This window comes from Agrococcus sp. DT81.2, assembly GCF_049844935.1.
Lineage (GTDB): Bacteria > Actinomycetota > Actinomycetes > Actinomycetales > Microbacteriaceae > Agrococcus.
The window spans coordinates 54,283-67,054 of sequence record NZ_JBNCLZ010000008.1; the positions used below are offsets into that span (position 1 = coordinate 54,283).

The 12,772-nt window shown below is 72.8% G+C and carries 14 protein-coding genes; 7 read left to right on the forward strand and 7 right to left on the reverse strand.

The genetic code is table 11. The features are described 5' to 3' along the window. Window positions 1-26 precede the first annotated feature (26 nt). The 5 genes from ACLQ21_RS14055 to ACLQ21_RS14075 all read left to right on the forward strand — a co-directional run bounded on the left by ACLQ21_RS14055 (window position 27) and on the right by ACLQ21_RS14075 (window position 4,479). Window positions 27-794 carry a 2-keto-4-pentenoate hydratase gene (locus ACLQ21_RS14055; protein ID WP_425664586.1) on the forward strand — a complete coding sequence of 256 codons (768 nt, stop codon included), beginning with the start codon at window positions 27-29 and terminating at the stop codon, window positions 792-794. Then, window positions 791-1,588, forward strand: coding sequence for an aldolase/citrate lyase family protein (locus ACLQ21_RS14060; RefSeq protein ID WP_425664587.1), 798 nt, complete (start codon window positions 791-793; stop codon window positions 1,586-1,588). The genes ACLQ21_RS14055 and ACLQ21_RS14060 overlap by 4 nt, the downstream gene beginning before the upstream one ends. A 194-nt stretch (window positions 1,589-1,782) precedes the next feature. Further along, window positions 1,783-2,604, forward strand: coding sequence for an alpha/beta fold hydrolase (locus ACLQ21_RS14065; RefSeq protein ID WP_425664588.1), 822 nt, complete (start codon window positions 1,783-1,785; stop codon window positions 2,602-2,604). Beyond that, window positions 2,591-3,136: a TetR/AcrR family transcriptional regulator gene (locus tag ACLQ21_RS14070; RefSeq protein ID WP_425664589.1), complete on the forward strand. Its 546-nt coding sequence runs from the start codon at window positions 2,591-2,593 to the stop codon at window positions 3,134-3,136. Before ACLQ21_RS14065 ends, ACLQ21_RS14070 begins: the two co-directional genes overlap by 14 nt. Window positions 3,137-3,216: 80 nt before the next feature. Then, a complete protein-coding gene (locus ACLQ21_RS14075) occupies window positions 3,217-4,479 on the forward strand; it encodes a YihY/virulence factor BrkB family protein (protein WP_425664590.1) in 1,263 nt (420 codons plus the stop codon). Between the two features lie 54 nt (window positions 4,480-4,533). On the opposite strand, the gene ACLQ21_RS14080 is transcribed toward ACLQ21_RS14075, so the two are convergent. Beyond that, complete coding sequence (locus tag ACLQ21_RS14080) at window positions 4,534-4,932, reverse strand: DUF1304 domain-containing protein (protein ID WP_425664591.1); 399 nt, start codon at window positions 4,930-4,932, stop codon at window positions 4,534-4,536. A gap of 40 nt (window positions 4,933-4,972) precedes the next feature. After that, window positions 4,973-5,212: a hypothetical protein gene (locus ACLQ21_RS14085; protein ID WP_425664592.1), complete on the reverse strand. Its 240-nt coding sequence runs from the start codon at window positions 5,210-5,212 to the stop codon at window positions 4,973-4,975. Window positions 5,213-5,363: 151 nt separating this feature from the next. On the opposite strand from ACLQ21_RS14085, the gene ACLQ21_RS14090 reads away from it, so the two are divergent. Further along, on the forward strand, window positions 5,364-6,314 hold the full coding sequence (locus ACLQ21_RS14090) for a PLP-dependent cysteine synthase family protein (RefSeq protein WP_425664593.1): 951 nt from the start codon (window positions 5,364-5,366) through the stop codon (window positions 6,312-6,314). A 5-nt stretch (window positions 6,315-6,319) separates the two neighbouring features. On the opposite strand, the gene ACLQ21_RS14095 is transcribed toward ACLQ21_RS14090, so the two are convergent. Continuing rightward, a complete protein-coding gene (locus ACLQ21_RS14095) occupies window positions 6,320-6,733 on the reverse strand; it encodes a hypothetical protein (RefSeq protein WP_425664594.1) in 414 nt (137 codons plus the stop codon). A 152-nt stretch (window positions 6,734-6,885) separates the two neighbouring features. Between ACLQ21_RS14095 and ACLQ21_RS14100 the strand changes: the two genes are divergently transcribed. Next, window positions 6,886-7,758, forward strand: a complete 873-nt coding sequence (locus ACLQ21_RS14100; RefSeq protein WP_425664634.1) for a MurR/RpiR family transcriptional regulator — start codon at window positions 6,886-6,888, stop codon at window positions 7,756-7,758. A gap of 7 nt (window positions 7,759-7,765) precedes the next feature. Here the strand turns inward: ACLQ21_RS14100 and ACLQ21_RS14105 are convergent, their stop codons facing one another. From ACLQ21_RS14105 to ACLQ21_RS14120, 4 genes are read right to left on the reverse strand one after another with little or no spacing between them, the layout of a single operon-like run. Further along, the gene (locus ACLQ21_RS14105) at window positions 7,766-9,034 is read right to left on the reverse strand and encodes an aspartate aminotransferase family protein (RefSeq protein ID WP_425664595.1); all 1,269 of its coding nucleotides are present in this window, start codon (window positions 9,032-9,034) and stop codon (window positions 7,766-7,768) included. Further along, a complete protein-coding gene (locus tag ACLQ21_RS14110; protein WP_425664596.1) occupies window positions 9,031-10,293 on the reverse strand; it encodes a M20 metallopeptidase family protein in 1,263 nt (420 codons plus the stop codon). The genes ACLQ21_RS14105 and ACLQ21_RS14110 overlap by 4 nt, the downstream gene beginning before the upstream one ends. Then, window positions 10,290-11,462 (reverse strand): amidohydrolase family protein, encoded by a 1,173-nt coding sequence (locus ACLQ21_RS14115; RefSeq protein ID WP_425664597.1) that lies wholly within the window; start codon window positions 11,460-11,462, stop codon window positions 10,290-10,292. The genes ACLQ21_RS14110 and ACLQ21_RS14115 overlap by 4 nt, the downstream gene beginning before the upstream one ends. Beyond that, entirely contained in the window at window positions 11,452-12,771 is a 1,320-nt protein-coding gene (locus ACLQ21_RS14120; protein ID WP_425664598.1) for a glutamine synthetase, read from the reverse strand. The genes ACLQ21_RS14115 and ACLQ21_RS14120 overlap by 11 nt, the downstream gene beginning before the upstream one ends. Window position 12,772 lies beyond the last annotated feature (1 nt).

The following is a 12,772-nucleotide window of genomic DNA, read 5'->3' on the forward strand; positions in this document are numbered from 1 at the left end:
CCGGACGCGGGCTCGACGACGCGGCGGTGACGCGGATCGCCGACGAGCTCGCCGAGGCCACGCGCTCACGGGGCACGATCGAGAAGATCTCGACGCGGTTCCCGCAGGCCACGATCGAGGACTCCTACGCGGTGCAGCGCATCTGGCGCGCGCGCCGCGAGGAGGCCGGGGCGCGCCTCGTCGGCCGCAAGATCGGGCTGACGAGCAAGGCCATGCAGTTCGCGACCGGCATCACCGAGCCCGACTACGGCGTGATCTTCGCCGATCAGGCCTTCCGCTCGGGCGACACGGTCGAGCACGCGCAGTGGTCGAACGTGCGCGTCGAGGTCGAGCTGGCCTTCGTGCTGCGGGCGCCGCTCGAGGGTGAGGGGCTCACCGTCGAGCAGGTGCTCGACGCCACCGAGGTGGTCGTGCCGGCGCTCGAGATCCTCGACTCGCACATCGAGCTCGAGGGGCGCACGATCGTCGACACGATCAGCGACAACGCCGCGCTCGGAGCGATCGTCGTCGGCGACGTCGAGGTCGGCCCGCACGACCGCAACCTCGCCTGGATCGGGGCGCACTGCCTCGTCAACGGCGAGATCATCGAGACCGGCGTCTCCGGCGGCGTGCTCGGCCATCCCGCGAACGGTGTCGCCTGGCTCGCGGGCAAGCTCGCGCAGCACGGCGACCGCCTCGAGGCGGGCGAGCTGATCCTCGCCGGCTCGTTCACGCGGCCCGTGTGGGTGCAGCCCGGCGACGTGGTCACGGCGCACTTCCAGGACATGGGCTCGGTCGAGGTGACGTTCCGATGACGACCTTCCGCGACGCGCTCGCCGCGGCCGAGGTTCCACTCGTCGGCCTGTGGAACGCATCCGGCAGCGCCGTGGCCGCCGAGATCATGGCCGGCTCGGGCGCCGACCTGCTGCTCGTCGACGGCGAGCACGGGCCCATCTCGATCTCCGAGATGCTGCCCATCCTGCAGGCCGCCGCCGCCTACCCGGTGACGACGATCGTGCGCGTGCCGTGGAACGACCCCGTGGTGATCAAGCAGGTGCTCGACCTCGGCGCCGTCAACGTGCTCGTGCCGATGGTGTCGACGGCGGCGGATGCCGTGGCTGCGGTCCGCGCAGCCCGCTACCCAGGCGGCGAGGGCGAGCGCGACGGCGCGCGCGGCATCGGCTCGGCCCTCGCGCGCTCCTCCCGCTGGGGCCGCATCGCCGGCTACGTGCAGGGAGCGGATGCGCATGTCTCCGTGACGGTGCAGATCGAGACGGCCGAGGCCGTGGCGAACGCCGCCGAGATCGCGGCGGTCGACGGCGTCGACGCCGTGTTCATCGGCCCGGCGGACCTCGCGGGCTCCATGGGCTTCCCTGGCCGGCCCTCGGAGCCGGCCGTCGTGGCGGCGGTCGACGCGACGATCGACGCCGTGCGCGCGGTAGGCAAGCCGGTGGGCGTGAACACGTTCGCGGAGGCGGATGCCGACCGCTGCATCGCCCGCGGCGCCTCGTTCGTGTTCGTCGCGGCCGACGTGACGCTCATGGCGCGAGGCTCGGAGGCGGCGGTGGCGCGGCTGAAGCAGGGGCGCTCCGAGACCGACGCGTACTGAGCACCGCCGCGGGGCCGACGCCTCGAGGCCGCCGAACGCCGAACTTCCCGAAACTCCGGGTTCTCGCCGCGAGAACCCGGAGTTTGGGGAAGTTCGGCGGATCCCGAGCGGTCGCGTTCGGGAGCGGTGGGGCTCGGGCGCGGGGCTCCTTCTCGAGCCTTGTGGTCGGTGGCTAATGGCATTAGCCTGAGCGCATGACCACTACCGCACCTGCCACGCTCGAGGTCGACGACGTCGACCTCGCCTACGACGTCACCGGCCCCGCCGGCGCACCGCTCGTCGTCTGCCTGCCGGGCATGGGCGACCTCCGCAGCGCCTACCGCCACCTCGTGCCGCTGCTCGTGGCGCAGGGCCTCCGTGTCGCGACCGCCGACCTGCCCGGGCACGGCGACTCCGGCATCTCGCCCACGCCCGTAGGCCAGGAGCAGATCGCTCGCGCCGCCGTCGCGCTCGTCGAGCGGCTCGGCGGCCCCGCGATCGTCGTGGGCCACTCCTTCACCCCCGACAGCGCCCTGCTCGCGACCCAGCTCTCACCCGCCTCCATCGTCGGCGCCGTCGCGATCGCGCCGTGGGCGACGACGCCGAAGCAGTCCGGGATCATGGGCGCCGCGACGCGGCTCGTGACGCGCACGCCCCTGCTCTGGTCGCTCTTCTACCGCTCGCTGCACAACGCGCCACCGGCCGACCTCGCCGACCACCGTCGGCGCATCGTCGCGTCGCTGCGGCGGCCGCACGGCACCGACGCCCTCGTCGCCATGGGCACGGGCCGGACGAAGGATGCCGTGGGCGCGCGAGCGGCGCAGGTTGCGCCGGTCGTCGTCGTCATGGGCGACGCGGACCCCGACTTCACGGACCCGGCAGCCGAGGCGCAGCACTATGCGGATGCGACGCGCGGCGAGGTCGTCATGATCCCGGGCGCGGGCCACTACCCGCACGCCGAGCGGCCCGGCGAGACCGCGGCCACGGTGCTCGGGCTCGCCCGTCGCGTCGGCTGGCAGCTCGGTGAGCGTGCCTAGGGCCGGCCTCTCCCCCGACGCCCTCGTCGACCTCGCGCTCGCCGAGCTCGATGCGACGGGCGGCGCGCCGCTCTCGATCGGCGCCGTCGCGGCCAGGGCGGGCGTGCGGCCACCGTCGCTCTACAAGCACGTCGCGGGGCTCCCGGAGCTCGAGGCGCTCGTCGGCGCGCGCATCTACCGCGACCTCGGCGACGCCGTGGAGGCTGCGGTCGGCGAGCGTCGCGGGGCGGATGCGGCCCGGGCGTTCCTGCACGCCTACCGGTCGTTCGCGGTGCGGCATCCGTCGCGCTACCGGGCGCTTCCCGCGCAGCCGAGCGGTCACCCCGCGCTCGAAGCCGCGGGCGCTCGCGTGATGTCCATCGCGGAGCGGGCGGTCGCCCACCTCAGCGGCGACGACGCGATCCACACGCTGCGCGGACTGCGCGCCGCGGCCCACGGGTTCGCCACGCTCGAGGCGGCCGGCGGCTTCGGCCTCGCGACCGACGTGGACGCATCCTTCGACCGGCTCGTGGAGCGCGTCGTCGGCGACTGAGCGCCGCGCGGCTGGGGACGGCTCGCATGTGTGTGGGGTACAGTTCTGCGCCACCAGCACCGGCAGCGAGAGGACACCCCGTGTCGACCAGAGACCCCATCGACGCCACGCTCGACGCAGCAGACGCGCCGGACCCGGACCACGACGAGAAGCCCGAGGCACCGCAGAAGCTCGAGGGTGCGAGCTGGAAGTACGCGCTCAAGCGCGCGCTCAAGGAGTTCGGCAGCGATGGCGGCACCGACCTCGCCGCGATGCTGACGTACTACATGGTGCTGTCGCTCGCACCGGGACTGCTCGCCGTCTTCTCGATCATCTCGCTCGTGCTCGCCAACAACGCCTCCACCGTCACGGGCATCGTCGACGACGCGGTGCGACAGGTGCCCGAGGACTACCAGGACCTCATCGTCAACCTCGTCGAGACGATGACCAGCTCGGCGGCCGGCGGTGTGATCGCGCTCATCATCGGTATCGCGACGGCGGTGTGGTCGGCATCCGCGTACGTCAAGTCGTTCTCGCGCTGCATGAACATCGTCTACGGCATCGAGGAGGGCCGCGGCTTCATCAAGCAGACGGCGACCATGCTGCTCATCACGGTCGCGCTGCTCGTCGGCGTCGTCGTCATCCTCGTGTCGCTCGCCGTCAACGAGGCGCTCGTGACCGGGGTGCTCGGCCCGATCGCCGAGCCGCTCGGCCTCGGCGGCTTCCTCGCGTTCATGACGCAGACGTTCCTGCCGATCTGGGCGTGGGTGAAGTGGCCCGTGATCCTCGCGCTCGTGATCGCGATGATCGCCCTGCTGTACTACCTGGCGCCGAACCTGCAGCAGCCGAAGTTCACGTGGGTCAGCATCGGCTCGGTCGTCGCCATCATCGGCATCGCGCTCGCCGCCGTGGCCCTCGGGCTCTACTTCACGTTCGCCTCGGGCTACAGCTCGTACGGCGCGATCGGCACCGTCATGGCGCTGCTGTTCGCGCTCTGGATCTTCAACATCGTGCTGCTCCTGGGCGCCGAGGTGGATGCCGAGGTCGAGCGCGCCCGGCAGCTGCAGGCGGGCATCGAGGCGGAGTCGGCGATCCAGCTGCCGCCGCGCGGCACGAAGAAGGTCGAGAAGAAGGCCGAGGCCCGCGACAAGCTCGAGGCCGAGGGCCGGGAGATCCGCGAGGAGCACGCCGACGAGACCGACCTCGGCGAGGGCGAGCGGGGCCGCAGCCAGAGCAACGACGGCGACCGCTCGACCGACCGGCGCTCGACCTCGAGCGACGACCAGGAGCAGGCCAAGCGCCCGCGCCGCGCATCGTCGTCGCGCCGGTTCCTCGGCATATTCCCCAACAAGAAGAAGGACTGACACGGTCGGGGCCGTGCCGCTGACGCAGTTCGTCGGCGGCACGGCCCTCGCTCGTCAGACGACCTGGCCGAGCGCGATGAGCCCCGTCACGACCGCGACGAGCGGGAAGAAGCCCTGCACCGCGGCCGCGCGGCCCTTCGTGCGGTCGGAGACCACCAGGTAGAGCGCGGCGGCGAGCATGATGCCCGTCGTCGTCAGCAGCACCGCGATGCCGGCCCCACGAGCGCCGGCGAGGATCGCGAGCACGCCGGCGAGCGCGGCGATGCCGAGCAGCAGGTTGTAGACGCCCTGATTCGCAGCCAGCTGCCTCGACTGCGCCGCCTGCTCGGGCGTCGTGCCGAACACGCGCCGGGTGCCCGGCTCCTCCCAGCGGAGCGTCTCGAGCACGAAGATGTAGCCGTGCACGGCCGCCGCGAGAGCGGCGGCGATGCAGGCGATGACGGCGAGGTCCATGCGCGGCAGTCTAGGCGCGGCCGCCGCCTCGGCCGACGGGTCAGTAGCGGCGGATGCCCAGCTCGCGCTCCATCTGCGGCGTGCGATCCGCGAGCAGCAGGAAGGCGATGAGGCCGGCGACGGGGAACGCGAGGATCGCGAGCGCCCACAGCACCTTCGTGATGAGCGCCACGTCCATCCGCAGCAGCTTCGCGACCGCCCAGAGGCAGACGGCGACCCAGGCCGCGAAGAGCACGAGCGCGAGCACCCACCAGGGGACGCCGCCGATGATGTCGCCCATGACGCTCCTGTCTCGTTGACCGCATCATCGCACGACGCGTCGCCCGAGGGTGCGACCAGCCCTGCTGCGTCGTCGCGGCCAGGAGTATCTTCCGATTGCGCGGGTCCTCGCGTCGACGCGACGCGCACGGCCGCGCAGAGGCGAGGTGCGCATGCCGACGACAGGCATCCGGGAGTCGGCGCTCGAGGCGATCGGCCGCACGCCGCTCGTGCGGATGCGGCGGCTCGTGCCCGAGGGCGCGGCGAGCGTGCTCGTCAAGCTCGAGGGCGGCAACCCGACCGGCAGCTACAAGGACCGCATGGCCCTCGCCATCGTCGAGGGCGCCGAGCGGCGCGGCGACCTGCGACCCGGCCAGCGGCTCGTCGAGTTCTCGGGCGGCAGCACGGGGTCGTCGCTCGCGTTCGTCTGCGCCGTCAAGGGCTACCCGCTCTCGATCGTGTCCTCCGACGCCTTCTCGCAGGAGAAGCTCGCGACGATGCGCGCGTTCGGCGCCGACCTCACGATCGTGCCGAGCGACGCCGGGCGCATCACGGCCGATCTGTTCGTGCGGATGCGGCAGGAGGTCGACCGCATCGTCGAGCGCGAGGGCGCGCACTGGGTCGACCAGTTCCACAACGAGGATGCCCTCGTCGGGTACGCGGCGATGGGCCGCGAGATCCTCGAGGAGACGCAAGCGAGCGGCGTGCGCATCGACGCCTTCTGCGCCGGCGTCGGCACCGCGGGGATGCTCGTGGGCGTCGCATCGGCGCTGCGGCACCAGGCGGAGCCCGTGCACATCGTCGCGCTCGAGCCCACGTCGTCGCCCACGCTGACCGAAGGGTGGTCAGGCCCGCACCGCGTCGAGGGCATCGCCACCGGCATCGTGCCGCCGATGCTCGATCCGGGCACCTACGACGAGGCGCGCGCCATCGACGAGGCCGAGGCGCGAGCACTGGCGCTGCCGCTCGCGCAGCAGGAGGGCATCTTCGCGGGCACGTCGAGCGCGCTGAACGTCACAGGCGCGCTGCAGCTCGCGACGGCACTCGGCCCAGGAGGCACCGTCGTGACGGTCGCGACCGACACCGGCCTCAAGTACCTCGCGGGCGACCTGTTCCACGCGTGAGGCTGTCAGCCGTCCTCGCGCTCGGGATTGTCGAGCCGGAAGAAGTTCGACTCCGAGCCGTCGGAGCGAGTCTCCTGGTAGATGAAGTTGAGGCGACGCTCGTCGAAGGTCTCGAACCACTCCTCCCACTCGACGTGCCGGAGCCGGTCGGAGTCGCCGCCGAAGTCGAAGCGCAGCACGCCCAGGTGCCCGTCGTGCTCGGTACCGTCGACGGTCGCGGGCACCGCGTCGCGGGCCTCCGCCCACTCGCGGATCACGTCGTGGCTCGTGGTCGCGAGGCTGCGGCCGTCGCGCTCCGGCTCGTCGTCCGGCGACGTGACCTCCTGCGAGTACTTCAGTGAGTCCGACGCCTCCGGGCCGGTGCGCACGTGCCCGCCGTCGGGGCCTGCGCCGCTCGCCGCATCCGTCTCGTCCGCCATGGTGTCCTCCTCGTCGATCGGGGGACAACACAGGATGCCTCGACGCTCGCGCGTTGTCGAGATGCGTGTCGAGCGCGGTGCCGAGGACCGCGTCCCGTCAGCGCAGCGCGGTAGCGTCGGTTCCGGACTTGAGAGGCGGGAACGTGACGGACATGCCCGGTGCCCCGAGCGCGAGCTCGCTCAGCGACGTGGTGCGCGGCTCGCTGGCGACGCTGAGCGCCGGGGAGCGCAAGGTCGGCCGGGCGCTGCTCGCGAACTACCCCATCGCCGGGCTCGAGACCGTCGCCGAGCTCGCCCAGCGCGCGAGCGTCAGCCCGCCCACCGTGGTCCGGTTCGTGACCCGGCTCGGCTTCAGCGGCTACCCCGACTTCCAGCGGCGACTCCAGCGCGAGGTCCACGAGCGGCTGGGCTCGCCGCTCGAGCAGTACGGCCGTGAGGACCTCCGCTCCGGCGTCGGTGACCTCGGCCGCACGGTGCGGGTGTTCTCCGCCGGGATCGCCACCACCATCGACGAGCTGCCCCAGAGTGAGTTCGACCGGGCGGTCGCGCTGCTGTCGGAGCCCCGCCAGCGCGTGGTTCTGCTGGGTGGCCGGTTCAGCCGCATGCTCGCCGAGTACCTCGGAGCGCACCTCGTGCAGCTGCGGCCGGACGTCACCGTGCTCGACGACCGGGAGCTCCCCCGCCTCGCGGCCGTCGCGGACGTCCGGCGCGGCGACGTGCTCGTCGTGTTCGACTACCGTCGCTACGACGCGGCGGTCGTGCGCCTGGCGCAGCAGGCCGCCGACCGGGGCGCCGAGATCGTGCTCTTCACCGACCGCTGGCTCTCCCCCGCTGCCGAGGTCGCCACCACGGTGCTCGCGGCGGAGGTGGCGGCGCCATCGCCGTTCGACTCTCTCGTGCCGGCGCTCGCCGTCGTGGAGGCGGTGATCGCCGGCGTCACCGACCGGATGGGCGAGGCCGGTCGCCAGCGGATCGAGGCGATCGAGGCGATGCGCGCGCGACCCGCGGCCGAGCCGCCGGCCTGATCCGGCGCTACCAGCCCCGGTACGGCGCGATCTGCTCGTCCGAGACGCTCCCGGTCGCCGCGTCGTCGATCGCCTGGGCCAGGATCGCGGCCGCGCGCTCCACCTCCCGCGCGGTGATGCCCAGCGGCGGCGTCAGCTCGAGGACGTTGCCGCGCACGGGGTATGCGACCGCGCCGAGCTCCCACGCCCGGTACGCGACCTTCGCGGTCAGCAGCGGATCCGGCGTCGAGTCCTCGCGCCCGCTGACGAGCTCCACGCCGAGCGAGAGTCCCAGCCCTCGCACGTCGCCGATGCGCTCCGCGCCCGGGCGACCGCTGGCCGCATACTGCTCGAGCTGCGAGCGGAGCTCAGCGCCGCGCTCCTCCGCGCTCCGGGTCGTCGCCCCGTCGCGGACGAGCGCGAGCACCGCGAGGGCGGCAGCGCAGGAGATCGGGTTGCCGACCGTCGTCATGAGCGCCGATGCCGTCGGCTCGTCGAGCACCGCCGCGGGCCCGATCGCGGCCGACAGCGGGAGACCGCCGCCGAGCGCCTTGCCGAGCGTGACGACGTCGGGCACGACGGCCTGGTGCTCGAACGCGTGCGTGCGCCCGGTGCGCCCGAGCCCTACCTTGACCTCGTCGACGATGAGGTACGCGCCGTGCGCGTCGCACAGCGCGCGCAAGCCTGCGAGGAATCCCGCGGGCGGCACGATGAGCCCACCGTCCGACTGCAGCGGCTCGACGATCACGGCGGCGGTGGTGCCCTCTGCGAGTCCCGCCTCGGCGCGCCGCAGCACGTCGTCGACGACCGTCGCGGCGTCGCCCGTGTGGGGACGGTAGCGATCGGGGTAGGGCAGGAACCAGACGCCGGGGTCTGCCTGCGCTCCCGCGGCGACGTGCACACCGGAGACGCCTTGAGCGGAGCCGAGGCCGCCGTGGTATCCCTGCTCGAAGGCGAGCACGCGCGGCCTGCCGGTCGCGTGCCGGCAGCCCCGGATGGCGACATCGTTCGCGTCGGTGCCAGCGTGCCCCAGGTAGACCCGCCGCTGCGCGTCCGGGTCTCGAGCGGGCACGAGCGCCAGCAGCTCCTCGGCGAGCGCGACGGCCGCTGGATGCGTGCCCGACAGGATCGAGGAGCCGGCCGGATCCACCGCCGCGCGCGCGATGGCATCGGCGATCGCCGGGTTGCCGCGACCGGAGACAGCGGCGAGCGGGAAGAATCGCAGCTGCTCGACGCCCGCGATGACGCGAGCGTCGCGCGCGATCAGCTGCACGACGGCGTCGTCGGTGCGGCTCACCGGGCCGCGCCCGTGGGCTCGGTGCTCAGCGGATGCGCGCGACCGTCGCGGTGGTGCTCGATGCCGAGCACGCGCTCTGCCGCGGCGAGATATCCGGCCAGCAGCGCGCGGGCGACGACGCCGACGGCCTCGTCACCGGGCAGGAAGCGCGGATGGTGCAGCGCGGGCTGCGGCTCCTCGCCCGCGGTCTCGACGCCCGCGAACATCATCAGCGAGGGCACCGCCTCGCTGAAGTACGAGAAGTCGTCGGCACCGAGCGATCGCATCGTCTCCGCGCCGTCGACGCCCAGCCGGGCGAGCCAGTCGTCGGCGCCCTGCGCGAGCGCGTGGTCGTTGACGAGCACCGGCTCGCCCTCGGTGCGGACGACCGTCGCGCGCGTCCCGAAGGCTTCCGCGATCCGCTCCGCCATCGTGCGCACCGCCTGCACCAGGGGCTCGCGATCGGCGGGATCGGTCGTGCGCATCGTGGCGAGCAGGCGCGCGCTCGCGGGCAGCACATTCGCCGCGCCATCCCCGGCGCTGAGCGTGCCGACGCTGATGACCGCCGGGTTGAGCGGGGCGACGGTGCGGCGCACCACCTCGGGGATGGCAGTGGCGATGTGGGCGATGGCCGCGACGGTGTCGGCGCCGTCGTGCGGATAGCCGCCATGGCCGCCGCGGCCCTCGACGAGCACCTCGATCTCGTCGGCGGCGGCGTTGATGAACCCCCCGCCCACGGCGACCGCGCCGGTGGGCACCCCCGGATGCACGTGCGCGGCGATGACGTGCGCGATCGCGTGGCGCTCGAGCACGCCCTCGCGCAGCACGTCGAGCGCGCCGGAAGGGTAGGACTCCTCGCGCGGCTGCAGCAGCGCGACGAGGCCCACGGGCAGGTCGAGGCCCGCGGAAGCGCGGAGCAGCGCGGTGAGCGCAGCCTGATGGACGTCGTGGCCGCAGGCATGCATCGCACCGTTCGCCGCCGCGAACGCGGCGCCCGTGCGCTCGGTGACCGGCAGCGCGTCGAGCTCCGCCCGCACCGCCACGGCGTGGCCGCCGATCGGACCGACGCGGCCGACGGCGCCCGCTCCTGCCACCGGCTCGAACAGCACGACGCGCTCCAGCTCCTCGGCCATGCGCGCGGTCGTGTCGTGCTCATCTCCGGACAGGCGCGGCGCGGCGTGCAGCTTGTGCCGCAGGCGCACCGCGGCCGGGAGCTGCCGCTCCAACGCGGCCTCCCAGCGCGTCGCGAGCTCGTCGAGCCCGGTGAGCGCGGCGTTCACGTTGCTGCCGCGGCCGGGGCAGCCAATCGATACACGCGGGCGGCGTTGCGCCAGGCGATCAGCTCCGCGACTCGGGAGCGTTCGTCCGCGGGCCAGCCGTCGCGCTCCGCGAAGGCGTCAAGCGCCTGCTGGAGACCGCGGCGGAAGAGCAGCGCGCCCAGGTGGAAGAGCTCCGCGACCCCGAAGGCGTCGGAGGAGAACAGGATCTTGTGGAACGGCGCCAGCTCGAGCGTCTCGGCGATCACCTCGACCGATCGCGACCCCGTGTAGTTGATCGCCAGCCCGACGTCGAAGTAGACGTGGGGGAAGACCTGCGCCAGGTAGCCGGCCTCTCGGTGGAAGGGGTAGCAGTGCAGCAGCAGCACGCGTGCGCCGGAGTCTCGGGTCCGACGGAGGAACTCGGTGAGCAGCAGCGGGCTGCAGCGGTGCAGGTCGACGTCGGCGTCGCCGTAGCCGATGTGGAACTGGATCGCGCACGCACGGTCGACCGCCGCCCACAGCAGGTGGCGGATGATGACCGGGTCGGCGAGCCGCAGCGGCTCATCCGCCGTCGTGCCGCGAGCCCACGCCTCGACGGCCGCGTCGACCTCGGTCGCCGACGGCCGCGACGGATCGAAGTCGAGTCCGATCCGGTACGCGGCGATCGACTTCACGCCGATGGCACCCTGCATCCGCTCGTCGAGCAGCCGGTCGTATGCCTCGCGGAAGGCGCTCGACTCGCAGCCCTCGAGCATCAGCTCCTCGGCCAGCCGCTCGAGGCGCACGATCTCGTGGGCGCGGGCGGCGCCAGCGGCCGCCATGCCATCGGGATCGAGGATCTCGTCGCCGCGGTGTCCGACCTCGATGCCGTAGTCGCTGATGCCGGTGGCACGGAGCAGCCGCTCGCTGGCCTCCGCCCCGAGCTCCCGGCGCCGGGCGAGGTAGTCCTCCGGGCTCGCGAAGGGCGCGAGGCCGAGCACGGGGGCGCAGTAGCGGCGGATGGCGAACCCGACCTGGGTGTCGAAGTGCGTCGTGCCGTCGGGGGCCGGCCAGTCGGACTCGGTGATGAGGTCCTCGAACGCGGCACGGTCGAGCGGCTCCGTGATGATGCCGTGGCAGTGGTGGTCGATCAGCGGCATGGCATCGATGGTCGCCGCGACGAGCGCATCCGTCTGCACGTCAGTAGACACGGGCGTACACCTCGCACTGCTCCGCGAGCGACCTGGCCTGCACGGACGCGAACTCGTCGCGCTTGATCGCGACGTAGGTGGCGAGGTACGCCGGCGAGAACCAGCGGGAGACGACCTCGTCGCGAGCCAGGATGTCGAGCGCCTCCTCGAGGTCGCGGGGCAGCCGCGCGAGCCCCGCGTGGCGACCGTCGAGATCCAGCTCGCCCTCGACGATCTCGGGCGTCGCGAGCCCCTCCCGCATGCCGTGCATGCCGGCGCGCAGGATCATGCCGAGCAGGATCCACGGGTTCGCGCCGATGTCGGATCCGCGGAACTCGAAGTGCAGCTGGCTGCGCGGGTCGCGCCCATCGATCTCGTTCGTCGGGCAGATGCGCAGCAGCGCCTCGCGGTTCTGCAGGCCGAGGAAGGCGCGCGCGGTCGACCAGTTGTGCGGCGCGAGCCGCAGGTAGCTGGTGGCGAGCGGAGCGAACATCGCCGCCATGGCTGGCCCGTGCCGCACGATGCCGGCAGCGAAGCTGCCCGCCAGCTCGGAGAGCCGACCGGGGCGCTCCGCGTCGAAGACCAGCGTGTTCCCCTCGGCGTCGTTCAGGCCGAAGTGCACGTGCACGCCGTTCCCGGTCTCGCCGGGCGCGACGACGGGAGCGAAGGACGCCTCGCGGCCGTGGGCGGCGAAGATGTCATAGACGATGTCGCGCACGAGGACCGCGCGGTCCGCCGCCGCCACCGGGTCGGTGGGCGCGACCGTGATCTCGTATTGGTGGCGGCCGTACTCGGGCAGCCAGGTCTCGGGCTCGAGCCCCGCGCGGTGCAGCACGCTCATGAGCGTCGAGCCGAGCGGCTCGGCGTTCCTGAACGCCTGCAGCGAGAACGGGTGGTGGTCGCCCTTGGCGCTCACATCGACGAACTCATGCTCGAAGGAGCTGCGCGTGCTGATCCCGAACTCGTCGCGCAGCTGCTCGACCGCCTCTCGCAGGAAGGTCCTGGGGCAGCTCTCCCAGGCCGACCCATCCGTGTTCACGAGATCGGCGAACACGATGTTCAGGGGCGGCCTGCCGGGGATGCCGTCGACGCGCGTGAGCGACGAGTGGTCGGGCTTGAGCCGCAGATCCCCGGTGGAGCCGTAGGGGATGTCGTCGACGATGTGCCCGAGGGAGCCGATGCCCAGGTTGGCCGGCACCCAGCCCAGCGAGGTGTGCTCGTCGAAGTCGGCGAGCCGCATCGAGCGGCCCTTCGTCCGTGCGGCGATGTCGGAGGTCGCGACGAAGATGAGCTCGTCGAGGGCCTCGGGAGAGGATTCGGTCGTAGGCATG